General features: G+C 60.5%; 29 protein-coding genes. 20 read left to right on the top strand and 9 right to left on the bottom strand.

What is annotated here, in order from left to right; genetic code table 11:
* Nucleotides 1-58: 58 nt before the first annotated feature.
* The 5 genes from ASB65_RS03280 to coxB form a co-directional block, all read right to left on the bottom strand.
* A complete protein-coding gene (locus tag ASB65_RS03280; protein WP_060722999.1) occupies nt 59-676 on the bottom strand; it encodes a cytochrome c oxidase assembly protein in 618 nt (205 codons plus the stop codon).
* 29 nt (nt 677-705) lie between these two features.
* The gene (locus tag ASB65_RS29065) at nt 706-837 is read right to left on the bottom strand and encodes a hypothetical protein (RefSeq protein ID WP_003509137.1); all 132 of its coding nucleotides are present in this window, start codon (nt 835-837) and stop codon (nt 706-708) included.
* Nucleotides 837-1790, bottom strand: coding sequence for a heme o synthase (gene cyoE, locus ASB65_RS03270; protein ID WP_003509139.1), 954 nt, complete (start codon nt 1788-1790; stop codon nt 837-839). The genes ASB65_RS29065 and cyoE overlap by 1 nt, the downstream gene beginning before the upstream one ends.
* A 392-nt stretch (nt 1791-2182) precedes the next feature.
* Complete coding sequence (gene ctaD, locus ASB65_RS03265; RefSeq protein WP_003509141.1) at nt 2183-3883, bottom strand: cytochrome c oxidase subunit I; 1701 nt, start codon at nt 3881-3883, stop codon at nt 2183-2185.
* A 17-nt stretch (nt 3884-3900) separates the two neighbouring features.
* Complete coding sequence (gene coxB / locus ASB65_RS03260; RefSeq protein WP_003509143.1) at nt 3901-4764, bottom strand: cytochrome c oxidase subunit II; 864 nt, start codon at nt 4762-4764, stop codon at nt 3901-3903.
* Between the two features lie 432 nt (nt 4765-5196).
* Here coxB and ASB65_RS03255 point away from each other — a divergent pair, with 432 nt between their 5' ends.
* From ASB65_RS03255 to ASB65_RS03235, 5 genes are all read left to right on the top strand, one after another.
* Nucleotides 5197-5721 (top strand): invasion associated locus B family protein, encoded by a 525-nt coding sequence (locus tag ASB65_RS03255; RefSeq protein WP_003521101.1) that lies wholly within the window; start codon nt 5197-5199, stop codon nt 5719-5721.
* 81 nt (nt 5722-5802) lie between these two features.
* Nucleotides 5803-7218, top strand: a complete 1416-nt coding sequence (tldD, locus tag ASB65_RS03250; protein WP_060722998.1) for a metalloprotease TldD — start codon at nt 5803-5805, stop codon at nt 7216-7218.
* 346 nt (nt 7219-7564) lie between these two features.
* On the top strand, nt 7565-8002 hold the full coding sequence (locus tag ASB65_RS03245) for a bleomycin resistance protein (RefSeq protein ID WP_060722997.1): 438 nt from the start codon (nt 7565-7567) through the stop codon (nt 8000-8002).
* Nucleotides 8003-8005: 3 nt separating this feature from the next.
* Nucleotides 8006-8671 (top strand): HAD family hydrolase, encoded by a 666-nt coding sequence (locus ASB65_RS03240; RefSeq protein ID WP_060722996.1) that lies wholly within the window; start codon nt 8006-8008, stop codon nt 8669-8671.
* Nucleotides 8672-8807: 136 nt separating this feature from the next.
* A complete protein-coding gene (locus ASB65_RS03235) occupies nt 8808-9185 on the top strand; it encodes a hypothetical protein (protein WP_060722995.1) in 378 nt (125 codons plus the stop codon).
* Between the two features lie 56 nt (nt 9186-9241).
* Here the strand turns inward: ASB65_RS03235 and ASB65_RS03230 are convergent, their stop codons facing one another.
* Nucleotides 9242-9547, bottom strand: a complete 306-nt coding sequence (locus ASB65_RS03230) for a MazG nucleotide pyrophosphohydrolase domain-containing protein (RefSeq protein WP_060722994.1) — start codon at nt 9545-9547, stop codon at nt 9242-9244.
* 154 nt (nt 9548-9701) lie between these two features.
* On the opposite strand from ASB65_RS03230, the gene ASB65_RS03225 reads away from it, so the two are divergent.
* Nucleotides 9702-10481 (top strand): sulfite exporter TauE/SafE family protein, encoded by a 780-nt coding sequence (locus ASB65_RS03225; protein WP_060722993.1) that lies wholly within the window; start codon nt 9702-9704, stop codon nt 10479-10481.
* A 29-nt stretch (nt 10482-10510) separates the two neighbouring features.
* On the opposite strand, the gene pdxH is transcribed toward ASB65_RS03225, so the two are convergent.
* Nucleotides 10511-11131 (bottom strand): pyridoxamine 5'-phosphate oxidase, encoded by a 621-nt coding sequence (gene pdxH, locus ASB65_RS03220; RefSeq protein ID WP_060722992.1) that lies wholly within the window; start codon nt 11129-11131, stop codon nt 10511-10513.
* Nucleotides 11132-11187: 56 nt separating this feature from the next.
* Between pdxH and ASB65_RS03215 the strand changes: the two genes are divergently transcribed.
* The 4 genes from ASB65_RS03215 to ASB65_RS03200 all read left to right on the top strand — a co-directional run bounded on the left by ASB65_RS03215 (nt 11188) and on the right by ASB65_RS03200 (nt 14535).
* Nucleotides 11188-11637: an RT0821/Lpp0805 family surface protein gene (locus ASB65_RS03215; RefSeq protein ID WP_035213424.1), complete on the top strand. Its 450-nt coding sequence runs from the start codon at nt 11188-11190 to the stop codon at nt 11635-11637.
* A 211-nt stretch (nt 11638-11848) separates the two neighbouring features.
* Nucleotides 11849-12961 carry a DnaJ C-terminal domain-containing protein gene (locus ASB65_RS03210; RefSeq protein ID WP_060722991.1) on the top strand — a complete coding sequence of 371 codons (1113 nt, stop codon included), beginning with the start codon at nt 11849-11851 and terminating at the stop codon, nt 12959-12961.
* 131 nt (nt 12962-13092) lie between these two features.
* Nucleotides 13093-13911 (top strand): enoyl-ACP reductase FabI, encoded by an 819-nt coding sequence (gene fabI, locus ASB65_RS03205; RefSeq protein WP_003509163.1) that lies wholly within the window; start codon nt 13093-13095, stop codon nt 13909-13911.
* 30 nt (nt 13912-13941) lie between these two features.
* Nucleotides 13942-14535, top strand: coding sequence for a histidine phosphatase family protein (locus ASB65_RS03200; protein ID WP_060722990.1), 594 nt, complete (start codon nt 13942-13944; stop codon nt 14533-14535).
* Between the two features lie 206 nt (nt 14536-14741).
* On the opposite strand, the gene ASB65_RS03195 is transcribed toward ASB65_RS03200, so the two are convergent.
* The gene (locus ASB65_RS03195; protein ID WP_003509170.1) at nt 14742-15002 is read right to left on the bottom strand and encodes a DUF1344 domain-containing protein; all 261 of its coding nucleotides are present in this window, start codon (nt 15000-15002) and stop codon (nt 14742-14744) included.
* An 83-nt stretch (nt 15003-15085) separates the two neighbouring features.
* Here ASB65_RS03195 and ASB65_RS28480 point away from each other — a divergent pair, with 83 nt between their 5' ends.
* From ASB65_RS28480 to ribB, 3 genes are read left to right on the top strand one after another with little or no spacing between them, the layout of a single operon-like run.
* On the top strand, nt 15086-15445 hold the full coding sequence (locus ASB65_RS28480) for a hypothetical protein (RefSeq protein WP_162266764.1): 360 nt from the start codon (nt 15086-15088) through the stop codon (nt 15443-15445).
* Nucleotides 15446-15450: 5 nt separating this feature from the next.
* Nucleotides 15451-16548, top strand: coding sequence for a chorismate synthase (aroC, locus tag ASB65_RS03185; RefSeq protein ID WP_003509173.1), 1098 nt, complete (start codon nt 15451-15453; stop codon nt 16546-16548).
* Between the two features lie 11 nt (nt 16549-16559).
* A complete protein-coding gene (ribB, locus tag ASB65_RS03180; protein WP_060722988.1) occupies nt 16560-17660 on the top strand; it encodes a 3,4-dihydroxy-2-butanone-4-phosphate synthase in 1101 nt (366 codons plus the stop codon).
* A gap of 246 nt (nt 17661-17906) precedes the next feature.
* Here ribB and ASB65_RS03175 read toward each other — a convergent pair whose 3' ends face one another.
* A complete protein-coding gene (locus ASB65_RS03175) occupies nt 17907-19103 on the bottom strand; it encodes a winged helix-turn-helix domain-containing protein (RefSeq protein ID WP_060722987.1) in 1197 nt (398 codons plus the stop codon).
* Nucleotides 19104-19216: 113 nt separating this feature from the next.
* Between ASB65_RS03175 and ASB65_RS03170 the strand changes: the two genes are divergently transcribed.
* From ASB65_RS03170 to dxs, 7 genes are all read left to right on the top strand, one after another.
* Nucleotides 19217-19897 carry an energy-coupling factor ABC transporter ATP-binding protein gene (locus ASB65_RS03170; protein WP_003503055.1) on the top strand — a complete coding sequence of 227 codons (681 nt, stop codon included), beginning with the start codon at nt 19217-19219 and terminating at the stop codon, nt 19895-19897.
* Complete coding sequence (locus ASB65_RS03165; protein ID WP_060722986.1) at nt 19894-20526, top strand: energy-coupling factor transporter transmembrane component T family protein; 633 nt, start codon at nt 19894-19896, stop codon at nt 20524-20526. The genes ASB65_RS03170 and ASB65_RS03165 overlap by 4 nt, the downstream gene beginning before the upstream one ends.
* 5 nt (nt 20527-20531) lie before the next feature.
* Nucleotides 20532-21095, top strand: a complete 564-nt coding sequence (locus tag ASB65_RS03160) for a biotin transporter BioY (RefSeq protein ID WP_003503057.1) — start codon at nt 20532-20534, stop codon at nt 21093-21095.
* 25 nt (nt 21096-21120) lie between these two features.
* Nucleotides 21121-22056, top strand: coding sequence for a histone deacetylase family protein (locus tag ASB65_RS03155; protein WP_060722985.1), 936 nt, complete (start codon nt 21121-21123; stop codon nt 22054-22056).
* 2 nt (nt 22057-22058) lie between these two features.
* Nucleotides 22059-22313: an exodeoxyribonuclease VII small subunit gene (locus tag ASB65_RS03150; RefSeq protein WP_003503059.1), complete on the top strand. Its 255-nt coding sequence runs from the start codon at nt 22059-22061 to the stop codon at nt 22311-22313.
* A gap of 101 nt (nt 22314-22414) precedes the next feature.
* The gene (locus tag ASB65_RS03145) at nt 22415-23338 is read left to right on the top strand and encodes a pirin family protein (protein WP_003503061.1); all 924 of its coding nucleotides are present in this window, start codon (nt 22415-22417) and stop codon (nt 23336-23338) included.
* A 99-nt stretch (nt 23339-23437) separates the two neighbouring features.
* Complete coding sequence (gene dxs, locus ASB65_RS03140; RefSeq protein ID WP_060722984.1) at nt 23438-25357, top strand: 1-deoxy-D-xylulose-5-phosphate synthase; 1920 nt, start codon at nt 23438-23440, stop codon at nt 25355-25357.
* Nucleotides 25358-25383: the final 26 nt, after the last annotated feature.

The following is a 25383-nucleotide window of genomic DNA, read 5'->3' as shown; positions in this document are numbered from 1 at the left end:
GACAATCCCCTGGTATCTCTTCCCTGATCCGGCCTTAAACAAAAGGCCGGATCTCCTCTCACAATTTGCTTTCGCCAGATTCAGTTTTTACCGGCAAGGACGCAACCGGTTTTTCGGTTTTGGCCGGATAAAACGTATAGGACAGCGTTAAAGTATGAATGCTCTTGGTCTCACGCGCCGTGGCGATGTCAGGATCGACGAAAAATACCACCGGCATTTCCAGCGTTTCACCCGGCTGCAGCGTCGTTTCGGTGAAGCAGAAACACTCCACCTTGTTGAAATAGGCCCCTGCCTCCATCGGCGTGACGTTGAAGACCGCCGTGCCCGTGGTCGCCACGGGTGAACGGTTCGTCGCCTTGAAGGTGACCTGCACCGTTTCGCCGATCTTCGGCGTGACCTTCCTGTCGACCGGCTGGAAATCCCAGTTGAGGCCGTTCGACGTATTCGCGTCGAAGGTGACGTTGATGGTCTTGTCGAGAATGACGTCGGAATATTGCTCGACGCGCTGGGTCGTGCCGTTATAACCGGTGACCCGGCAGAACAGGGTGTAGAGCGGTACGGCGGCATAGGCCATGCCGATCATGGCGCAGAAAAACACCAGACAGAGCACGAGAATGGAGCGATTGCTCACCTTCTGCCTGCCGGTCGCTGCCGTCTGCGTTTCCATATTTGCCATCTCCTCCTCCTCTCCCCTCAATCAGCCCGTCAGTGCGAGCCGATCTTGATGATGGTGATGACGTAGAACAGCACCACCAGGCCGGCGAGCAAAACGCCGAGCGCAATGTTGCGCCCGCGTCTCGATTTTTTCTGAGCCGCGCTCAGTTCCACCGTTTCCATCACAGGACTCCCGACATGACGGCCTTGAGGGCCGGCGCGAAATGATCGGCCAGAAGGCCGGAGAAGATGGCGAAGAGATAAAGCACCGAATAGGCGAACATCTTCTTGGCCGGCAGCATTTTCTCGTCGCCCTCAGGCATGCGCCGGACATCGAACGAACAGTAGACGAAGATTGCGCTCAGCACGGCTGCGAAAATGCCGTAACCGGCGCTCGCCAGACCCGTGAAATAAGGCGCAACAGCCGCAGCCGCGGTCAGCACCGCATAAACGATCATCTGGTTCTTGGTAGAGCGTTCGCCCGCCACATTCGGCATCATCGGAATGCCGACGGCACCGTAATCGCGCATCTTGAAGAGCGCCAGAGCCCAGAAATGCGCCGGTGTCCACAGGAAGATGATGAGGAACAGGATGATGCTATCAAGCGAAACGCCGCCGGTGACGCAGGCCCAGCCGAGCATGGGCGGGAAAGCGCCGGCGGCACCGCCGATGACGATGTTCTGCGGCGTCGAGCGCTTCAGCCACATCGTATAGACGACAGCGTAAAAGAAGATGGTGAAGGCAAGCAGTCCGGCCGAGAACCAGTTGACCGCAAGACCGAGAATGACCACCGAAAAGGCCGACAGCGTCAAACCGAAGGCCAAGGCCTCGCGCGGCGCGATACGGCCCGACGGGATCGGCCGCTTTGCGGTGCGGCTCATCACGGCGTCGATATCGGCATCATACCACATGTTGAGCGCGCCGGACGCGCCGGCGCCGACAGCGATGCAGAGAATGGCGATGATGCCGAGCACCGGATTGATTTCGCCCGGCGCCAGCACGAGGCCCGCAAAGGCCGTGAAGACGACGAGCGACATGACGCGCGGCTTCAGCAACTCGAAATAATCGCGCGCGCCGGCTTCCGAAAGTTCGGAGCCCTTCACGCCCAGCATGTCGCGATTGTCGATAATGCTCATTTCCTGTCCTGTTTTCCTTCAGGCGCCGCCTGTCGCGACATCCCCTGCACCGGCCCGAAAAACGAATGTGATTTCCGGCATGCGCGATGCGTCAATTCATTGGTCCGAACGTTCCGGCATGGGCGGCACCCGGAAGAACCGATACCATTTGCCCGGCCCTGTGACCGCGCCCATCCCGCCATTCGTCTGCGCTGCTCATTCATAAAGGCCAGACTTGGCATTTATCACGTCCGGGGCATGTATCATGTCGGACGATATGCTTCGCTTGGACAAAATGTCACGCAGTAACGGGCATTCCCGCCTCAAGGAAACGGCGCTGGCCAAGGCCGTACCGTCCCTTGTTTTTGAGCGTCCGGAATTTTCGAGCCCTGCCCGCGCCTTCCGGCCACGCATCAGCGAATGCGCGGTAGCTGTTCCCACTGGTGGTAAGGCGGCGGCGAAGACAGCTGCCATTCGAGCGTGGTCGCACCCTCACCCCAGGGATTGTTGCCGGCGATCCGCTTCTTGGCGAAGGCTTCCCAGACGCCGAAGAGGAAGATACCCACGGCAACGGCCGAGATATAGGAACCGTAAGAAGACACCAGGTTCCAGCCGGCATAGGCATCGGGATAATCGATATAGCGGCGCGGCATGCCGGCGAGACCAAGGAAGTGCTGCGGGAAGAAGATCAGGTTCACGCCGACGAACATGACCCAGAAATGCAGCTTGCCGATGAACTCGCTGTACATGTAGCCGGTGATCTTCGGGAACCAGTAATACCAGCCGGCGAAGATCGCGAAGACCGCACCGAGCGACAGCACGTAGTGGAAGTGGGCGACGACGTAATAGGTGTCGTGCAGCGAACGGTCGAGACCGGCATTGGCGAGCTGCACGCCGGTGACGCCACCGACGGTGAACAGGAAGATGAAGCCGATCGCCCAGACCATCGGGGTCGAGAAGGTCAGCGAACCGCCCCACATGGTCGCGATCCACGAGAAGATCTTGATACCCGTCGGCACCGCGATGACCATGGTGGCGAAGACGAAATAACGCTGCGCTTCGAGCGACAGGCCGACCGTATACATGTGGTGGGCCCAGACGATGAAGCCGACGGCGCCGATGGCGACCATGGCGTAAGCCATGCCGAGGTAACCGAAGACCGGCTTCTTGGAGAAGGTGGACACGATGTGGCTGATGATGCCGAAGCCGGGCAGGATCAGGATGTACACTTCCGGGTGACCGAAGAACCAGAACAGGTGCTGGTAGAGGATCGGATCACCGCCGCCTTCCGGCGAGAAGAATGCCGTGCCGAAGTTGCGATCGGTCAGAAGCATGGTGATGCCGCCCGCCAGAACCGGCAGGGAAAGCAGCAGCAGGAATGCGGTGACCAGAACCGACCAGGCAAACAGCGGCATCTTGTGCAGCGTCATGCCCGGAGCGCGCATGTTGAGGATGGTGGTGATGAAGTTGATCGCGCCGAGGATCGAGGATGCGCCGGCAACGTGCAGCGAGAAGATCGCAAGATCCACCGCCGGCCCGGGCATGCCGCTGGTCGATAGCGGCGGATACATGGTCCAGCCGCCGCCGACACCATAAGCGCCCGCCGGGCCTTCGACGAAGAGCGACAGGAGCAGCAGGATGAAGGCCGGGACGATCAGCCAGAAGGAAATATTGTTGAGGCGCGGGAAAGCCATGTCAGGAGCGCCGATCATGATCGGGATCATCCAGTTGGCGAAACCGCCGATCATCGCCGGCATGACCATGAAGAAGATCATGATGAGCGCGTGCGCTGTCGTGAACACGTTGAACATGTGCTTGCCGCCGTCGATGGCAGCGTCGCCCTCGAAGCCGTAAACCATGGAGGCCAGACCGTGGAAGATCTGAATGCCCGGCTCCTGCAGCTCCATGCGCATGACGACCGACAGACCGCCGCCGATGATGCCCGCCATGATGGCGAAGATCAGGTAGAGCGTGCCGATGTCCTTATGGTTGGTGGACAGGAACCAGCGGGCGAAAAAGCCCGGCGTATGGGAATGATGCGCATCATGCGAATGATCGTCATGTGCGGATTGACCATGCGAGTGATGATCGTCGTGTGCGGAAGGTCCAGCCATTGTCGTCACTCCAGGTCTCAGTTGGCTTCGTTGGCGGCAACGTCGACCGTGCGCGGAGCGCCGTCGACGGAGGCCATCAGCGCCCGGTTCGCGCCGTTCAGATCTGAAGCGGCGGCGGCGTGCCAGGCGTTGTACTGCTGTTCGGAAACCACCCGAATGGCGATCGGCATGAAGGCGTGGTCCTTGCCGCAAAGCTCGGAACATTGGCCGTAATAAAGGCCTTCCTTCTCCGGCTTGAACCATGTTTCGTTGAGGCGGCCCGGAACGGCGTCGATCTTGACGCCGAAAGCGGGCATGGCAAAGGCGTGGATGACATCCGTCGGAGCCGCCGTCACCAGAAGGCGAACGGTCTTGCCGACAGGAACGACCATTTCATTGTCTACCGCAAGAAGACGCGGATAGCGGGCCTTGTCCTCCTTGCCCGCAGCAGCGCGATCCTGCTCTTTCAGCAGATAGCTGTCGAAGGAGAGCGGCTCGGCGCCCTCTGCGGCGGCATATTCATAGCTCCACAGCCATTGCGTGGCGGTCGCCTTCAGCGTCAGGTCCGGGTTTTCCGGCTGCGTCAGCTGCGCGTTCAGAAGATTGAACGAGGGGAAAGCGAGGAACAGGAGAATGAGAACCGGCGCCAGCGTCCAGACAACCTCGATCGCCGTGTTATGGCTGGTCTTGGAAGCCACCGGATTTTTCGCGGCGCGGAATTTCAAGGCAACGATGATGAGCAGCGCAAGAACGAAAAGCGTAACCGGAACAATGAACCACAGTGTATATTGTTCAAACCAGCGTATTTCGTGCATGATCGGCGTGGCGGCCTCCTGCATGCCCATTTGCCAATGCACCGGCTGATCGGCGTGGGCGCCGACAGCCGTGAGCAGACAGGTCATCCCCGCCAGTGCTGCGTAAATCCTATTCCTCACGGTACCCTCTCCCTCACGCGTCTGATCTAGATCAATCACAGACGCAGAATCCATGCTAATGGTACTAACTTCAAACCACAGTTTGTCCTCTGCCGCAATATGCGTCGGGACACGGATATGCCCCAATTTTGCCATTGGTCAATCCACGGGCGACTTTCCCGCACCCTGTGTCTGAGCTGCCCCGCCGAACGCGATTTCGAACAGCCCAAATGCGACAAAGCCCCGACTTCCAGTCGGTTCCACCGCCGGATAACGAATGACGTGCCGGGCAAATCAGACGCCCATACAGGCGGTCAGGTCCTATTTCCGCCCAACTCCGCTGGAATTGAAGGTCCAAGGCTTTTTTTTCCGGATTATGGCGTCAAAATAGCCGCACTGATTCGAATCCCAGAGGTATCCATGCGTCTTTCCCCGCTCGCGCGCACTTTTCTTGCCGCCGCCGGTCTTGCCATCATCGCCCCCGCTGCCGCAGCGCTGGCGCAACAGCAGCCGCCCGGCACGCCGAAGTCGACGCATGGCGCATGGTCTGTCATCTGCGACAAGCCGGCGGGTGCATCCGAAGAACAATGCGCCCTCATGCAGAACGTGATTGCCGACGACCGCCCGGAAGTCGGCCTTTCGGTGGTGGTGCTGAAAACCGCCGACCGCAAGTCGCGCATCCTGCGCATCCTTGCGCCGCTTGGCGTGCTTTTGAAGGACGGCATGGAGCTCTATATCGACAATAATAATATCGGCCGCGCCTATTTCACCCGCTGCTTCTCCGAAGGCTGCTACGTGGAAGTGGATATTGACGACGAGCTCTTGAAGGTTCTGCGCGCCGGCAAGAATGCGGTTTTTGCGCTGCGCGAAGCCGTTGATCAGGATCGCGTGGGTATTCCGATCGAGCTTTCCGGCTTTGCCGAGGGCTACGACGCGCTTCCCTGACGCCTGCCACTACGGGACAGCCTTGCGTCCGCCGGCTCCAGTGCCTAAATCGGTCATGAACGATAATGACTGGAGCCTCCCATGACCGACGATCTTGTAAAACTCTTCGATTGCGACGAAACGCAATTGCGCAAGCTCGTCGGCGAGGTGCTCGCCGGCGCTGACGATGGCGAACTCTTCATCGAACATGCCCAGGCCGAATCGCTGACCTTCGACAATGGCCGGCTGAAGGGCGGCTCCTTTAACACCGATCAGGGTTTTGGCCTGCGCGCCGTTGCCGGTGAAACGGTGGGCTATGCCCATGCGGGCGAGCTTTCGCAAAGCGCACTGAAACGCGCTTCGGATGCGGTGGGTGCGGTTACCAGAGGTTATTCCGGTTCTTATGCCGCAGCACCGCAGCGCACCAACAAGAAGCTCTATGGCGACGAGAACCCGATCGGCAGCCCGAGTTTCGAGGAGAAGGTGAAGCTTCTCACCGATATCGACGCCTATCTGCGCGACAAGGACCCGAATGTCCGGCAGGTGACGGCGACCATTTCCGCGAGCTGGCAGGTGGTGGACATCCTGCGCGCCGACGGACATCGCGTCAGCGATATCAGGCCGATGACCCGCATCAACATTTCCGTTGTGGCGGGCGAAGGCGACCGGCAGGAAAGCGGCTCCTACGGCATTGGCGGCCGCGTCGGCTTCGGCGATTTCATCACCACGGAAAACTGGCAACGGGGCGCGGATGAGGCGCTGCGTCAGGCGCTCGTCAATCTCACCGCCATCGATGCGCCGGCTGGCACCATGGATGTGGTGCTTGGCTCCGGCTGGCCGGGCGTGATGCTGCATGAGGCGGTGGGCCATGGCCTCGAGGGCGACTTCAACCGCAAGAAGACCTCCGCCTTTGCCGGCCTGATGGGCGAAATGGTCGCCGCCCCCGGTGTGACCGTGGTGGATGACGGCACCATCGACAGCCGCCGCGGCTCGTTGACGATCGACGACGAAGGCACGCCATCGGGATATAATGTGCTGATCGAGAACGGCAGGCTGGTCGGCTACATGCAGGACCGGCAGAACGCCCGGCTGATGGGCGCGACGCCCACCGGCAACGGCCGCCGGCAGGGTTATGCCTATGTGCCGATGCCGCGCATGACCAATACCTACATGCTGTCAGGCGATAAAACGCCGGAAGAAATCATCGCCTCCGTCAAGAAGGGCATCTATGCCGTTTCCTTCGGCGGCGGTCAGGTGGATATCACCTCAGGCAAATTCGTGTTCGGCTGCACCGAGGCCTATCTCATCGAGAACGGCAGGATCGGCGCGCCGGTCAAGGGCGCGATGCTGATCGGCAATGGGCCGGACGCCATGAAGCGTGTGTCGATGATCGGCAATGATTCCAAACTCGACACCGGCATCGGCAATTGCGGCAAGGCCGGACAATGGGTGCCTGTCGGCGTCGGTCAGCCGCATCTGCGCATGGATCAGATCACCGTCGGCGGTACGAAGGCGTAAATCTCACGACCTGCCCGTAACGACGCTCAATGCGTATCTGTAGCGCAGACAAAGTGATGTAGCGGTGCATCCCCACATCCGTCACTCCGGTCGACGCGCATCCGCGCGGCGAGAGCGTCCTTTCAGCCCAAGGACTTGGGCTGACTGGATTCCTGTGACAGGCACAGGAATGACGGGAGGAAAATTGCGGGACACCAGAGGCTGAGCCTGCCGCGACAATCTCAGCCCGCAGCCTCGCACATGGCTGCCATGATGAGGTTTCCTCTGGCGTGCAGCCGGGAAGACGGTAAGATCAGCCCGTGCCGCAGGCCATCTCCCATCCCGGGCCTGCGCGGCAAAGGAGACCATGACCATCATACGAAATGCCCTCGTTCCTGAAATCGCCGTCAGCGACTGGCAGAAAAGCCGCGCCTTTTATTGCGACCTGATCGGTTTTCATGTGGTCTATGAGCGCCCCGAAGAGGGCTTTACCTATCTGGCGCTGGGGGATGCCCAGCTGATGATCGACCAGATCGGCGCAACCCGGACATTCGTGACTGAAAATGCCGCGCTTGAATTTCCGCTCGGCCGCGGCATGAACCTGCAGCTCGCCGTTCCCTCCCTGCAACCCATTCTTTTCCGGCTGGAGCGATCCTCGATCGACCTCGTGATGCCGCTGGAGGAAAAATGGTACAGGCGCGGCACGGTCGAAGTGGGCAACCGGCAATTCATCGTCGCCGATCCCGATGGTTACCTGATCCGCCCTTTCGAGAGCCTCGGCGAACGCCCTTTCCGGTTCGGTTAAGCCATGTTGCCCTTTCTTCCGCAGGCCGTGGTGTTCGACATGGACGGATTGCTGATCGAGAGCGAGAGGCTTTATCGCGATTCATTTCTGGCGGCCTCGGATGAAGGCGGCCATGGCATGAAGGTCGAAACCTACCAGAAGGTGTGCGGCAGCCCGTGGGATGTCATTACCGGCACCATCTTTGCCGATTATGGCGCGGATTTTCCGATCGACAGCTTCCGCGACGCCTGGCTCCGGCACCTTGGTGTGATGATGGCTGATGGCGTGGCGCTGAAACCGGGCGTCATCGACATTCTCGATCTTCTCGACCGGCTCGATATCCGCCGCGCCATCGCCACCTCGTCGCGGCACGATTCGGTGACGCGCCATCTCGGCCCCCACGATCTTCTCAGACGTTTCGATACCGTCGTCGCACGCGGCGACTATACCGAACCCAAACCCGCGCCCATGCCCTATCTGACCGCAGCCCGGCGTCTTTCGCTCGATCCGGGCCGCTGCCTTGCGCTGGAGGATTCCTATTCAGGCGTACGCTCAGCCACATCGGCGGGCATGTTGACGATCATGGTGCCCGATGTCGCGCCGCCGACCGAGGAAATGCGGGAGAAGTGCATAGCCGTTTCGAGCGACCTTCACGCCGTGGCAAGCCTTCTGCAAAAGGCACGGGCCTGAGCGAGATGAAGAGCGGGCTGAAAGCGCGGAGCCGTCACATGTCCTTAGCCATTTGGCGTCATGATGAGGCGCATGCAGGCTCAAACGCCGCTATTGGCCGAGCGCCTTTGTCGGCGCATCCATAACCGGGGTGATCATGCCGCCTGTTGCCCTGTCGCTCGCGACGCTGATCCTGCTGATTCTGTCCTTATTCCAGATTGCGCTTGCAGCCGGCGCGCCTTTCGGACGCCTTGCCTGGGGCGGCACGCACCGGATATTGCCTGTCCGACAAAGAATTGCCAGCGCGGCTTCGCCGCTCATTTATGCCTTTTTCGCGTCCTTTCCGCTGCAAAAGACGGGCTATGTCGACGTCTTGCCATCCGGCTGGATCGAACCCGGCATCTGGATCATCGCCTGTTATCTCGCGGTGAGCGTTGGATTGAACGCAATGTCGAAAAGCCGCCCCGAGCGGCTGGTGATGACGCCTGTGGCTGCCGCTCTTGCGATCCTGTTCTTTATCATCGCCTTCTCCTAGTCGCACCCCACTAGAGGCGCGATACCGCAAGGATCAAGCCGCCGTTCGACGGTTCGTCAGGCCCCTGGCCTGAAACGCCACTTACGCTCGATCGCTCCTTCAATATCGAGACCGTTATAATGGGCCAGCAACAGCACATGGCCGAGGAGATCGGCGGTTTCGTCGGCCAGATCCCGCTTCATCTCCTCTTTGCTCCTGCCCTTAATGCGCCCCCGTCCTGTCAGCCGGTTCCAGGCCTGTGTGACCTCGCCAACCTCTTCCTGAAGCTTCAGCATGTACCAGTCCGGGTCGCGGAATATTCCGTTTTCAGCGGCATATTTTTGCGAGGCCTCTTCAAACCGAGGCATCATGTCAGCAAACATTTGTTCATCCTTTGTTCATGCGCTATAACTCTAATCACGATTCTTTGACGGCGTCGACCCGTCAGGGCGTCATGCAGCCATGAACGGAAATTTCCGCGACCTGTGCATGCAAGCGAGATAGAAAAAAGATATTCGAACAACCGTGCCATCGCCCATGTCCCACCTCGATTTTTTCTCATCCCTCATCACCGCCCATAGTCCGACGCTGCTGGCGATGTTTGCGGGTGCGGCGTTTCTCGCCGGTCTCGCCCGCGGCTTTTCCGGCTTCGGCGCAGCGCTGATTTTCATCCCGCTTGCCAGCGCCATCGTCGGGCCGCGTGTCGCCTCGGCGGTGCTGCTGGTGGTGGACGGCGTCCTGACGCTCGGCATGATACCGCCCGCCTTTCGCATGGCGGACCGGCGCGAGGTCTTCATCATGGCGGCAGGCGCCTTTGTCGGCATACCGGTCGGCACCCTGCTGCTTTCAAAGGGGGATCCCTTGACCCTGCGCTGGCTCATCTCCGGCGTGGTCGTGGTGCTGCTCTTATTTCTGGTGTCCGGCTGGCGTTACAGCGGCCGGCCGAAAACGCCGCTCACCCTCTTTACCGGACTTCTGGCCGGGCTGTTTTCGGGCGCTGCGCAACTGGGCGGTCCGCCCGTCGTCGCCTATTGGCTGGGCGGAGCGCTGAAAGGCGCTTTCGTGCGCGCCAATGTCATTCTTTATTTCGCGGTTTCGACGGTGTTTTCCATCGCCAGCTATTTTGTCAGTGGCCTGTTTACCGTTGAAGTCTTCGTGTTTTTCCTGCTGGCATTGCCTTTTTACGGCGCGGGTCTTTATGCCGGCGCGCGACTGCACGGGCTTGCGGACGAAGCGTCGTTCCGGCGCATCTGCTATGGGCTGATCGCCATTTCCGCGATCATCGGCCTGCCGCTGTTTGATTCGCTGCTGAAATAGGCAGGCCGCGATGGCCTGCCCGAGGGCGATTACGGATACATGCGGACCTTGGACCATGCACCGTCAGGCGTCTCGCGACGGAATTCGATGCGGTCGTGCAGGCGGAACTTGCGGTCGTGCCAGAATTCGATGCTGAGCGGGCGGATGCGGAAACCGGACCAATGGGACGGGCGCGGAATATCGCCGATGGCATATCTGGCGGTATATTCGGCGACCGCCTTCTCCAGCGCGAAACGGCCCTCCAGCGGCCGCGACTGTTTGGAAGCCCAGGCGCCGATGCGGCTGCCGCGCGGGCGCGAGGCGTAATAGACATCCGCCTCCTCGTCGCTCACGATCTCCACCTCGCCGCGCAGGCGCACCTGCCGGCGGAGACTTTTCCAGTGGAAACACATGGCCGCTTTTTTCTGGCCAAGGATCTCCTGTCCCTTCTGGCTTTCAAAATTCGTGTAGAAAACAAAGCCGCGATCGTCGACGCCTTTCAGCAGCACCATGCGCACATTCGGCAGGCCATTTTCGTCCACGGTGGCAAGCGCAACCGCGTTCGGATCGTTGATTTCGGAAGCCGTTGCGTCCTTCAGCCATTCGGCAAAAAGCGTGAACGGTTCATTTTCTTCCGTGAAGTCACTGGATGTTAACCCCGTTTCCGACATATTGACTAAAATGCTCCCGAGCTGATTTGGACCCCAGAGATGATCTCTGGTGAAAGATGGTGACCGTCATAGCAAAGTCGAACAGTCGAACAAAGGGCCTCCTTTCGTCGGTAGCGGAAGTTTCCGCCGTCGTGTCAATGCTCGTGGTGCTGAGCGGCTGCGTCAGCCTCGATCTGTTCGGCGGCGACAAGGTCGACCGCTCGCTTTCCACGGCCTCCGTTCCCAACCAGCCGAACAATGCGCCGCAGACGGACGATGCGACGATCCGCAATGCGGTAACCTCGGCCGATCTCGCCAAGCTCGCCGACCAGCCGCTGCCCTGGGCCAATGCGGCCACCGGCAGCGCCGGTGTCGTCACCGCCATTCACGAAGACAAATCGAGCGGTTTCGTCTGCCGCGCTTTCAAAACGACGCGTCACTCCTTCGAGGGTGTTGCGAGCTATGCCGGACAGGCCTGCCTGTCGGAAACCGGCGAATGGCTGCTGACCCGCTTCGAACAGAAATAATCTGTTTACCCTTCCGCAGGGAATAGAGCCGGCCTCGGTGCGGCGCGCTTTCTCCGTAAAGGAGTGATTAGCAACTTATTGCAACAGTCGACGTTGATTAAACCGAGGGCGTGCAGGCGAATGATCGCGGGCAGCCCTTTTCGGAGGGGTTAGTTTCAGGATTGCGCCATGAAGGGCGGCAGCGCCTGAGCCAACGTAACTGGTGTTTCGCATGCGCGATCCATATTCGATCCTCGGCGTAAAACGTGACGCCCGCCACGAGGAAATCAAGGCCGCCTGGCGCACGAAGGCGAAAACCGTCCATCCGGACGCCAATCGCGACGATCCCGATGCCTCGGCGCGATTCGCCGAGATCGGCCAGGCCTATGATCTCCTCAAAGATCCCAAAAAGCGCGATCTCTACGATCAGGCCCGCAGGGCCGCCGAAAAGAAGCAGCGCGGCGAAACCATCATGCAGCAGCGGGAAGCCGCGCGCGAGGCCGCAGAGCGCGCCAAGGCGGCCGAAAAGCTGATGGAAGAACTGGCCCGCGCCGATGCCCGCAACCGGGCGCAGACCGGCCAGAAAACCGACGGCAAGGCGGAAACCGCCGAAGACATCGTCGAGCGGATTTTTGGCGCCGAGGCGCAGAACGATCCCAAGGTGCAGCAGGCTGCGGAAGCGGCAAAGGCTGCCGCGAGCGCCGCAAAAGGCGATATGCCTGCGGCCGGCGAGACCACGCCCGGCGCTGGCGATGACCGGACCGCGCCCGCCTCACTTGCCGTCAATCTCTTCAATGCTCTCGTGCGCCGGTTCCGCACCCCGCAGCCGGCCCCCGAAAAGGCGCCTGATATTACCGCGGAAGCCACCGTCACGGTCGCCGATCTGCTGGAGCACAAGTGGATTACCGTGCCGCTTGCCGACGAACGCGACGTTCGCTTCCAGCTCGAAGCCGGCATGACGGACGGGCATGTGGTGCGGCTGAAGGGACAGGGGCTGAAGCTTCCCAACATGGCCCGCGGCGACCTTGCCGTGACATTGCTGACCGCACGTGAGGACGCGTTTTCCCTTCGTGGTTTCGATATTCACACAACGCTGCCGATATCGCTCAGCGACGCGGTTCTGGGTTGTGAAACGAAAGTCGCGCCTCCGCTCGGCGAGGAAAACATCACCATTCCGGCCTGGTCCGGTTCGGACCGCGTGCTGCGCCTCGCCGGCAAGGGCCTTGCCGACGGCAAGGGCGGACAGGGCGATCTCGTCATCGAATTGCGCATCGTCCTGCTCGAAAAGCCGGATGAGAAGGTGACCGACCTGATGCGGCACATGCGCGAAGGCCTTTATTTGTGAAAGTTTTGCGAATAGCCGGGACAACGCACCCTTTGTTACGTTCCCTAACAGTTGATGATCTTTGGCAATCTTGAACAGGATTGCAGCCTATGCCATAGGCAGGACCGATCAAAAGTATTAGGGAGCACAAAATGGCTCAGGCATCCGGTCTTATGGCTGGCAAACGCGGCCTCATCATGGGTGTCGCCAATAATCGTTCCATCGCTTGGGGCATTGCCAAGGCTTGCGCAGACGCAGGCGCGGAAATCGCACTCACCTGGCAGGGCGACGCATTGAAGAAGCGCGTCGAGCCGCTGGCGCAGGAACTTGGCGCCTTCATGGCCGGACACTGCGACGTGACCGATCTCGAGACGATCGATGCGGTTTTTGCCGGGCTGGAAAAGCACTGGGGCAAGATCGACTTCGTCGTGCACGCCATCGCCTTTTCCGACAAGGACGAGCTGACCGGCCGTTACCTCGATACCAGCCGCGACAACTTCAACCGCACCATGGACATTTCCGTCTTCTCGCTGGCGGCCGTCGCCAAGCGCGCGGAACCGATCATGAATGATGGCGGCTCGATCATCACGCTGACCTATTACGGCGCCGAGAAGGTCATGCCGAATTACAACGTGATGGGCGTGGCCAAGGCTGCCCTTGAGGCCAGCGTGCGTTATCTCGCTGTCGACCTCGGCAACCGCGGCATCCGCGTCAACGCCGTTTCCGCCGGCCCGATCAAGACGCTTGCGGCTTCCGGCATCGGCGACTTCCGTTATATTCTGAAGTGGAACGAATATAATGCGCCGCTGAAGCGCACCGTTTCCATCGAGGAAGTCGGCAAGTCGGCGCTTTACCTGCTGTCCGACCTTTCCACCGGCGTGACCGGCGAAATCCACCATGTCGATTCCGGTTACCACACCATCGGCATGAAGGCCGTGGATGCGCCTGACATTTCGGTGGTGAAGGACTAAGCCTGCGAAGTTTGAAAACGGGGTATCGCCTTGCTCGTCTATGTGATCCGGCACGGACAAACGGACTGGAATGCGATACGCCGGCTTCAGGGCCAGAAAGACATTCCGCTCAATGACTTTGGCCGCCAGCAGGCGGTCGGTAACGGCAAACTCCTTGCGCATCTGCTGGGAGAACAGGCCACGGACTTCGATTATGTGGCAAGCCCGCTCGGGCGCACACGCGAAACCATGGAACTGATGCGCGCGGCGATGGGCCTCGATCCGCTCGCCTATCGCACCGACGATCGCCTGATCGAAGTTTCCTTCGGCGACTGGGAGGGACAGACCCTGCCGGAGCTGAAAAAAGAATTCCCGGACCGGGTGAAGGCGCGCAAGGCCAACAAGTGGGATTTCATTCCCCCCGGCCAGGATGCCGAAAGTTACGAAATCCTCTCCTGGCGCATCGGCGCATGGCTTTCCTCCGTTGAGGTTCCAACGATCTGCGTCTGCCATGGCGGCGTGATCCGCTCGATCTTCCGGCTGGTATCAGGCATGGACAAGGATGAGGCGTCGCGAACGCAGATTCCGCAGGACCGGATTTTGAAGGTCGAGATCAACAGGAACAGTGCGGAGTGGATTTCGTGAGGGGCATGGGTCACCCCCTCTCCCGTCATTCCGGCCCTGAGCCGGAATCCAGCCAGCCCAAGTCCTTGGGCTGAAAAGATTCATCCCGCCGCGCAGACACGCGTCGGCTGGATGCCGGATCAAGTCCGGCATGACGGAAATGTTGGTGCTTCCCGAACAAGTTTACAGAGGTTCGCCCCGTCACAGGCAAAGCCGCAACCGCAGCCTTACTCAACGACCTGAAGATCGTCGACCACGCGTTTGCCATCCACTTCCGTGTAGAAAACCACGACCTTCACGCCCGCTTTCAGACCTTCGAAATTGAACTCTTCCGGTACGCGATAGGTCTTGCCGTCGTTGAGCGTAATGCTCAGCCCATTCGCATCGATCTTGCTGATCGTGCCTTCCACATCGACGCTCTGCGCGAAGCTGTTGATGGGCATCAAAAGGTTGGTGGCGGCCAGAAGGGCGGCAATCATCATACGCATCGATCTAGCTTTCGTGGATTTGCGTGAAAACCTTACATGCATGAAGAATTGCCTTTCGAATGTGGCGGAAATTGCCCGCAACCATGACATTTTCGGCCCAATTGATGAACGGATTTGGGATCGCGTTCAAGCCGTTAGTGATTTTTACACCGCATTTCCCGGCAATATTGGAAAACTCGGGATTAGCGTGGAAAACGACGGCGCTTTTACATTTTCGTCATCCCGGAAAAACCTCGTCTTCCCGCGAATCAATCAGGCGATACGATCCATTTATTGATGAAACACGCCGTTCCGGCCCCGGCCGCGCCGCTGTGGACGGTGCGTCACCTCCTTATCGGGCTTGCCGTGAAAGAAAGGCTTTTGCCTTGCCCGGATTTTCCACTAAGACAAATCCGCTTGTTTCAAACGGCGCTGTCCACAGGCGCCCTGTTTTCCGGTTTTGAGAACTATGTCGCATAACAGTTTCGGTCATCTTTTCCGTGTTACCACCTGGGGAGAAAGCCATGGGCCGGCACTTGGCTGCGTGGTGGATGGCTGCCCGCCCGGCATCCGCTTCACCCTTGCCGAGGTGCAGCACTGGATGGACAAGCGCAAACCCGGCCAGAGCCGCTTCGTGACCCAGCGGCGCGAAGATGACATCGTCAAGGTTCTCTCCGGCGTGATGCTGGATGAGGACGGCGAGACGATGATAACAACAGGCACGCCGATTTCGATGCTGATCGAGAATACCGACCAGCGTTCCAAGGATTACGGCGAGATCGCCAAGCGTTTCCGTCCCGGCCATGCCGACTTCACCTATGACCTGAAATACGGCATTCGCGATTATCGCGGCGGTGGACGCTCCTCCGCCCGCGAAACGGCGGCGCGTGTCGCCGCCGGCGCAATCGCCCGCAAGGTGGTGCCGAGCCTCAATGTGCGCGGCGCGCTGGTGCAGATCGGCAAGCACAGGATCAACCGCGACAACTGGGATTGGGATCAGGTCGATCAGAACCCGTTCTTCTGCCCGGATGCAGCCATGGTGCCGGTGTGGGAAGACTATCTCGACGGCATCCGCAAGGCCGGCTCCTCCATCGGGGCCGTTGTCGAAGTGGTGGCGGAGGGCGTTCCGGCCGGTATTGGCGCCCCCATTTATGCCAAGCTCGACCAGGATATCGCCTCAAACCTGATGTCGATCAACGCCGTCAAGGGTGTAGAGATCGGCGAAGGTTTCGCCTCCGCCGAGCTTTCCGGCGAGGAAAATGCCGATGAGATGCGCATGGGCAATGACGGCAAGCCGATCTTCCTCTCCAACCACGCCGGCGGCATTCTGGGCGGCATCGCGACCGGTGAACCTGTCATCGCGCGCTTTGCCATCAAGCCCACCTCCTCCATTCTGACGGAGCGCCTGTCCATCGATACCGACGGCAATAATGTCGATGTGCGCACCAAGGGGCGCCATGACCCCTGCGTCGGCATCCGCGCCGTGCCGATCGGCGAAGCGATGATCGCCTGCACCGTTGCCGACCATTATCTGCGAGACCGCGGCCAGACCGGCCGGCTGAAATAAGGGGGACCGCCATGGCCTATGACCAGAAACGCGTTGTCGACGCCATTCGCGCTTTCGAAGCAGGCGAAATCGTCGTCGTGACCGATGATGACGACCGAGAGAATGAAGGCGATCTGATCATTTCGGCGGTGCATTGCACGGCGGAAAAGATGGCTTTCATCGTGCGCCACACCTCCGGCATCGTCTGCGCGCCCATGCCGCGCGAAGAAGCCAAGCGGCTGAACCTCAACGCCATGGTGGCGGAAAATGATAGCGCGCACACGACGGCCTTCACCGTCAGCGTCGATTTCAAGCACGGCACCACGACGGGCATTTCCGCCGATGACCGGACGCTAACCGTGCGCAATCTCGCCAATCCCAATGTCGGGGCTGCCGATTTTACCCGGCCGGGCCACATCTTCCCGCTGATTGCCCGTGAAGGTGGCGTCCTGATGCGCTCCGGCCATACCGAAGCGGCGGTCGATCTCTGCAAGCTTGCGGGCCTGCCGCCCATCGGGGTCATCTGCGAACTCGTCAATGATGACGGCACCGTGACGCGCGGACCGCAGGGCACCGCCTTTGCGGAAAAACACAAGCTGAAGCAGGTTTCCGTCGCCGACCTCATCGCCTATCGCCAGCGCAAGGAAACGCTGGTGGAGATGGAATCCTCCTTCACCATCGAAACGCCGTTCGGACCGGCCAAGGCGCAAACCTATTCCCTGCCCTGGGACCGGATGCAGCATATGGCGGTGATTTTCGGCGATATCAGAGACGGTGTCGACATTCCCGTTCGCCTGCACCCGGAAAATGTCGCCGACGACGTGTTCGGCGACCGCCAGCCGGTGCAGCACTATATGCAGAAGATTGCCGAGGAAGGCCGCGGCGTCATCGTCTATCTGCGTGAGGGCTCCGTCGGCGTCGGCCAGGTGGCCGGCCGTCGCAAGGCGCGTGATCCCGACGAGGCGCATGCGCAGGCCCGCTCACGTGAAAACGAATGGCTGGAAATCGGTCTCGGTGCGCAGATCCTCAAAGACCTCGGCATCAGCTCGATCAAGCTGATGACGACACGCGAGCGTCATTATGTCGGCCTGGAAGGCTTTGGCATCAAAATTTCGGCGACGGATATCGGGTGATTTAGGGGCTTCGCGAGAGCGCTTCGGCTTGGCGCGCTCTTCGCCCGTTCGGCGTCATCCTCGGCCTTGTGCCGAGGATCCATCCCGCAGTTCCCGACGTGACACGCTTGAGATGTTCCGGACACGTGAAGTCATGATCCCGGAAGCCATTGTCTCCGCGGCTTGTGGATCCTCGCCTCAAGGGCGAGGATGACGTCGAGTGTGGCGGCGCTCGCCACTACATTCAGGCACCGCGAAAAGACACCTTCATTTGTCCTCCCGCCAGCCCTCCAGATAATTCACGCTCTCAACCCCGGTAAACTTCGCAAGCCGCGATAGTTCCGCGTCGAGCTTTTCAAGCCGTCCTGCTGAGGCGCGCACGCCAGGCTCCAGCCACAGGCGGCGCACATCCAGCGTGCCGCGCTTGCGATCCGCCTTCATGTCGATGCGGCCGATCATCCGGTCGCCCTCCAGAAGCGGGAAGACATAATAGCCATATTGCCGTTTCGGCTCGGGCACGAAGACCTCGATGCGGTAATAAAAGCCGAACAGCCGTTCCGTGCGGTTTCGGTCGCGCAACAGCGGATCGAAGGGGCTGAGGACACGGACGCGGGCGGAGGGTTCCGGTACATCCGTCAGGTCGGCGGTGAAATCGGCAAAGGCAAAAGACGGGCGGGCGGTGTCTCCGTCGCTGGAGAGAAGCGAAACCTCGCAGAGTTCATCGCGATGGCTCTTGACCCAGTCCCTCGCCTCCTGCGGGGTGACGAGATCGAAAAAGGCGGCGATTTCGCCATGGGTGGCGAAACCCAGCCGCTTCAGCGCTTCGCGGCAGGCCCAGTCGACAAATTCGGCGTGCTCCACCTCGGTTTCGTGGTGCTCGCCGGGAATGACACGCTCGGCGAGATCATAGACCTTCTGGAAATTCACGCGGCCGGATATGGCGAGCTTGCCGGTGTGCCATAAATATTCGAGCGCCGTCTTGGAGGGATGCCAGTTCCACCAGCCGCCGGACTGATGCCCCTCCTCCTTCAGCTCCCGCGCCAGAACCGGGCCGGTGGCGGCGATGCGCTCCAGCGTTTCGCCGAAAGCGGCATCGAAGCCCTCTCCATGCCATTTGCGCCAGCGCTCCTGAATGATCGGCTCGCGGCGGCGGAAGCGGTGTTTCCAATAGGGGTAAAACTCCGTCGGTACGATGGAAGCGTCATGCGTCCAGTGCTCGAAAAGCGCGCGGTCCTTTTCCAGCAGCGTGGTCAGATGGTCACGCCTGTAGGTCTGGTTGCGTGAGAAGATAATCTGGTGGTGGGCGCGCTCCACGGTGCCGATGCTGTCCACCTGCACAAAACCGATATCGGTGATGAGCTGCAGCAGGCCATCCTTGGAAAGCGCCTTGCCGGGCGGGGAGCAAAGCCCCTGCCGCGCCAGAAAAATCCGCCTTGCCGCTTCGTTCGAAACCTTGATCGTCATGGCGCAAAAGGTATGACGGCTTTTTCAGGATTGCAATGTTCTTTTTTTGTTCCTTGTTTCACTTCTGTTGATGACGGGGTATAGAACCGGAAAACGAGCGCGAGGATGTAAGCTTGGAAATCCGTTTCGATGCCGCCGGTGTCGCTTTCGAGGGCCGGCAGGCCCTGCAGCCGCTGTCTGTGACATTGACGGAACGGCGCATCGGCGTGATCGGCCTCAATGGTTCCGGCAAGACCACCTTTGCCCGGCTGATCAACGGGCTGAACAAGCCGAGTGCAGGCAAGGTTTCGGTAAACGGTCTCGACACCGTGAGCGACGCCAAAGCGGTCTTGCAGACGGTCGGCTTCATCTTCCAGAATCCGCAGAACCAGATCATCCTGCCGATCGTGCGCGACGATGTCGCCTTCGGCCTCAAGCGGCTCGGCCTCGGCAGGACGGAAACCGAAAACCGGGTGAAGGCCGTTCTTGCGCGGCTCGGCATTCCCCATCTGGAAGAGCGGCGCGCGCATGAGCTTTCCGGCGGAGAACTGCAGCTTGCAGCGCTTGCCGCCCTTCTGGTCACCGATCCGCAAATCCTCATTCTCGATGAACCGACCAACCAGCTCGATCTGAAAAACCGTACTATCGTTGAAAAAACCATGGCGGCGCTGTCGCAGGCGCTTGTTGTCATCACCCATGACCTGTCGCTGGTTGCAGGCTTCGACCGCGTGCTGGTTTTCCATGAAGGCGCGCTGGTTGCCGATGCCGGCCCCGAAGAGGCGGTTGCGCATTATCTGGAGGTGGCATCGCGATGAAATCGCTGCATGTCGAAGGCACCGGCTGGCTCTACCGCGTCTCGCCGCCCGTCAAGCTCCTGACGCTTATGGGCTTCAGCATCGCGCTGTTCCTCACCCGCGATCTGCCGCTTCTGGGATGCGCCGTGGTTCTCGCCGCCGCCATCCTGCGCGAGACACGCCTGCCCTTCCACGAGATCGGCCTGCGGCTGCGGCCGGTGATGCTGACCATCTTCCTCGTCGCCGGTTTCAGCTATCTCCTGCTTCCGGCCCATGATGCGAGTGTCAATCTTCTGCGGCTGCCGGCGCTGGCGCTGCTTGCCACCGCCGTCACCATCACCGTCAGCATTTCGCAATTCATGGACGAGATTACGCGTGCCGCAGCCCCTCTGGAACGGCTGGGGCTGGTCAAGGCCGCCGATATCGGACTTGCCGTCGGGCTGGTGGTGCGGTTCGTGCCTGAGATCGTCAATCGTTACCATGCGGTGCGTGACGCGCACCGGGCGCGCGGCCTGCCGGTGCGCATGGCCACCATCATCGTGCCGCTCGTCATTATGACGTTGAAGGATGCCGATGCCATTGCCGACGCCATTGACGCGCGCGGTTTCAGAGGCCAAAGCTTGCGGCCAGATAACCATCCGGAGTTTTGAGCGTCATGACGACCCGCGACCTTGTGCTGATTTCGCTGTTTTCCGCCATCATCATCGCACTCGGGCTGCTGCCGCCGATCACGCTCGGTTTCATTCCGGTGCCGATCACCGCGCAGTCGCTCGGCGTCATGCTGGCAGGCGTCGTCCTCGGCGCAAAGCGCGGTACGCTCGCGGTTCTCCTGACAATCCTGATTGCCGCCATCGGCCTGCCGGTGCTTTCGGGCGGACGCGGCGGCCTTTCCATCTTCACCACGCCGACGACGGGCTTCCTGATCGGCTGGATCGCGGCGGTTTTCGTCACCGGCACGCTCTCGGAAAAACTCGTCAATCGCAGCCAGTCTGCCCTTACACAGGGCATCGGCTTTTTCATCGCCAGCCTGATCGGCGGCGTGATCGTGCTTTATGCTTTCGGCATCACCTATCTGGCGCTGGTCGTCGGTCTTGGTTTCGAAAAGGCCTTCATGGGTTCGCTCGCCTTCATTCCGGGCGATGCGCTGAAGGCCGTGCTTGCGGCGCTGGCCGGCCGCGCCGTGATGGCGGGTTATCCGCTTCTGCCGCAGCGCGCCTGAACACACTTTCTTCGGGAGGAAAAGAATGGCGACGCGTTTATACGAACATCCGATCTTCCTGGAGCATATCACGCCCGAAGGCCACCCCGAGCGGCCGGATCGCCTGCGATCTCTGAACATCGCGCTCGAACATCCGAATTTCGAGCGCCTGATCCGCAAAGAAGCGCCTCAGGCCAATGAAGACGCGGTGTTGCTGGCGCATCCGGAGGAGCACCTGCTTGCCGTCATGCGGCAGATTCCCGAAGAGGATGGCGAGATCAACCGCGTCGAGGCCGACACTTATGTATCACGCAAAAGCCTGCAGGCGGCGCTGACCGGCATCGGTGCGGCCATGGCGGCGGTGGACGACGTGTTTACCGGCGCTGCCGACAATGTCTTCGTCGCGGCCCGCCCGCCCGGCCACCACGCCGAAACAGCCAAGGCCATGGGTTTCTGTCTTTTCAACAATGTGGCAATTGCCGCTCGCCATGCGCAGAAGGCGCACGGAGCAGAGCGCGTCGCCATCATCGACTGGGACGTGCATCACGGCAACGGCACGCAGGATATCTTCTGGAACGACACATCAGTTCTGTTCTGTTCCACCCACCAGATGCCGCTTTATCCGTGGAGCGGCGACAAGAACGAAACCGGCGTGAAGAACAACGTCGTCAACGCCCCGCTTTCGCCCAATACCGGCAGCGAATATTTTCGCGAGGCGTTCAAATCCCGCGTCCTGCCGGCCATTGCCGATTTTTCGCCTGACCTCATCCTCATCTCCGCCGGTTTCGACGCGCATCACCGCGATCCGCTGGCGCAGATCAATCTGGTGGGCGAGGATTTCGACTGGGCGACGGGCCGGCTTCTGGAAATGGCCGATAAATACGCATCGAACCGGGTCGTCAGCCTGCTTGAAGGCGGTTATGATCTGGAAGGGCTGGCGGAATCGGCAGCCATGCACATATTGAGAATGATGAAGGGTTGAACATGACGGAAAATGCCAACACAGCCGATGTCAGCGGTTATTCCTTCGAAAAAGCCGTCGCCGAGCTGGAAAGCATTGTCGCACGCCTGGAGCGCGGAGACGTGGCGCTGGACGAATCCATCGCCATCTACGAGCGTGGCGAAGCCCTGAAGAAGCACTGCGAAACGCTGTTGAACGCTGCGGAAAAGCGAATCGAGAAAATCCGTCTCGATCGCGCCGGAAAACCGCAGGGCGTCGAGCCTCTCGACGGCGAGTAAACACGTCCTGTTGAACGGTGTGACGCTGCGTTCACCATTACGGCGCTCCCACCCCGTTCCGTTCGTGCTAAGCTTTCGTGTAACGATACGAGGAGCTTGCGATGTCCTTTTTTCCCGGTAACGATCCCGTCGCGGGTGATGCCTTTGCCTGCGACGCCATCGAAAACCTCATCATTCCGCGCACCAGCGATATTGGCGGCTTTGCGGTGCGCCGCGCCTTGCCGACCCGACAGCGTCGTCTCGTCGGCCCCTTCATCTTTTTTGACCGCATGGGACCGGCGATCCTGAAGGCTGGTGAGGCGCTGGACGTCAAGCCGCATCCGCATATCGGGCTTTCCACCGTCACCTATCTGTTCGACGGCGAAATCAAGCATCGCGACAGTCTCGGCACCGAACTCGTCATTCGCCCCGGAGACATCAACCTGATGACCGCCGGGCGAGGCATCGTGCATTCGGAACGCACGCCGGAGAACCTGCGCGGCCATCCGCTTTCCATGTCCGGCCTGCAGACCTGGCTTGCCCTGCCCGACCATATGGAAGAAATCGCCCCGGCCTTTGCCCATACCGCCAAGGAAGACATGCCGCTGATCGATATCAAGGGCGCTTCCGGTAGGGTGGTGATCGGCGAATTCGAGGGCCTTACCTCCCCCGTTTCGGCCTTTACCGATACACTTTATGTCGATCTGACGCTGGAGCCGGGAGTGAAATTTCCCTTTTCCGCCGATCATGAGGAGCGGGCGATCTATATTCTCTCCGGTTCGCTCGATGTGGCAGGCGATATCTTCGCCGCCGACCAGTTGCTCGTCTTCAGGCCGGGTGACGACATCACGCTTCAGGCCGGCAGCAATGGCTGTCACATCATGATCTTTGGTGGGGCCGCGCTCAATCAGCGCCGCTACATCTGGTGGAACTTCGTTTCGTCATCAAAAGAACGCATAGAACAGGCCAAACAGGAGTGGAGAACCGGACGCTTCGATATCGTTCCCGGCGACGAAGAAGAGTTTGTCCCTTTGCCGGAAGGTTGAAATTCTATAGAAGTGTACGACATGCAGGAATGGACCGTCGGCTTTCCCTATGAAAGACGCTCTGGCGCCCCCCGCTGACCACGAGAAAAGGCCGAACGATTGACCGGAATGCCACAGACCCCATTGCTTGACCGGGTGAATTTTCCATCCGATCTCAAGGAGATCGACGATCGCGACCTGCCGGAACTGGCAAGGGAGTTGCGCGACGAGATGATCGACGCGGTGTCGAGCACCGGCGGGCATCTGGGGGCCGGTCTGGGCGTGGTGGAGCTGACGATTGCCATCCATAAGGTGTTCAACACGCCGGAAGACCGGTTGATCTTCGATGTCGGCCACCAATGTTATCCGCACAAGATCCTGACCGGCCGTCGCGAGCGCATCCGCACGCTGCGCCAGGAAGGCGGCCTTTCCGGTTTCACCCGGCGGGCCGAAAGCGAATATGACGATTTCGGCGCCGGCCATTCCTCCACCTCCATTTCCGCCGGTCTCGGCATGGCGGTGGCAGCGGGTCTCGACGAAAGCGACCGCAAGGTGATCGCCGTCATCGGCGACGGTTCCATGTCTGCCGGCATGGCGTTCGAGGCGCTCAACAATGCAGGCGCGCTCGACGCGCGGCTGATCGTCATCCTCAACGACAACGACATGTCGATTGCACCGCCGACGGGCGCGATGAGCGCTTATCTCGCCCGCCTTGCCTCCGGCCGCACCTATATGGGCTTCCGTGATTTCGGCAAGAAGCTCACAGCCTATCTCGGCAAGACCATCGACCGCGCCATTACCCGCGCCGTGACCCATGCGCGTGGTTATGTGACCGGCGGTACGCTGTTCGAGGAGCTCGGTTTCTATCACATCGGCCCGATCGACGGCCATTCCTTCGACCACCTGCTACCGGTGCTGCGCAATGTGCGCGACAACCAGAAAGGCCCTGTCCTCATCCATGTGGTGACGCAGAAAGGCAAGGGTTATGCGCCGGCGGAAGCGGCTGCGGACAAATATCACGGCGTCAACAAGTTCGACGTCATCACCGGCGCACAGGCGAAAGCCAAACCGAATGCGCCGAGCTATACCAGCGTCTTTGCCGAAGCGCTGATCCAGGAAGCGACCCTCGACGACAAGATCGTCGGCGTCACCGCCGCCATGCCGAATGGTACCGGCCTCGACAAGATGGCCGAGCTTTTCCCGTCCCGCACCTTCGATGTCGGAATTGCCGAACAGCACGCTGTCACCTTCGCGGCGGGGCTTGCGGCTGACGGCTACAAGCCGTTCTGCGCGCTTTATTCCACCTTCCTGCAGCGTGGTTACGACCAGCTGGTGCATGACGTGGCGATCCAGAGCCTGCCCGTACGTTTCCCGATCGACCGCGCCGGGTTCGTCGGCGCTGACGGACCGACCCATGCCGGCTCCTTCGACACCACTTTCCTCGCCACCCTGCCCGGTATGGTGGTGATGGCGGCGGCCGACGAGGCCGAACTGAAACATATGGTACGCACGGCAGCGGCCTATGATGAAGGCCCGATTTCCTTCCGTTACCCGCGCGGCGAAGGTGTGGGCGTCGAGATGCCTGCACGCGGTGAAATCCTTGAGATCGGCAAGGGCCGCATCATCAAGGAAGGCACCAAGGTTGCGCTGCTCTCCTTCGGTACCCGGCTTGCGGAATGCCTTGCAGCCGCCGAAGATCTTGATGCCGCCGGACTTTCGACGACCGTTGCCGATGCGCGCTTTGCCAAGCCGCTCGATCTCGATCTCATCCGCCAGCTTGCGGCCCATCACGAAGTGCTGGTGACGATCGAGGAAGGCTCAGTCGGCGGTTTTGGCGCGCATGTGCTGCATTTCATGGCAAGCGCCGGATTGCTCGACCACGGCCCCAAGGTCCGGACGCTGACCCTGCCCGACCAGTGGGTGGAGCAGGCCAAGCCCGAGACCATGTATGCCAATGCCGGCCTCGACCGGGCCGGCATCGTGTCCACCGTGTTCAATGCGCTCGGCCAGCGTCAGGCCGGCGTCGGTTTCGCCGGCTGACAAGATTGCCGGGACGGGAGGCGGGA

The organism is Agrobacterium tumefaciens str. B6, assembly GCF_001541315.1.
GTDB classification, from domain to species: Bacteria; Pseudomonadota; Alphaproteobacteria; order Rhizobiales; family Rhizobiaceae; genus Agrobacterium; species Agrobacterium radiobacter.
Note: the sequence above shows the minus strand (reverse complement) of the source record. Positions and strands in the feature narration are given on the sequence as shown.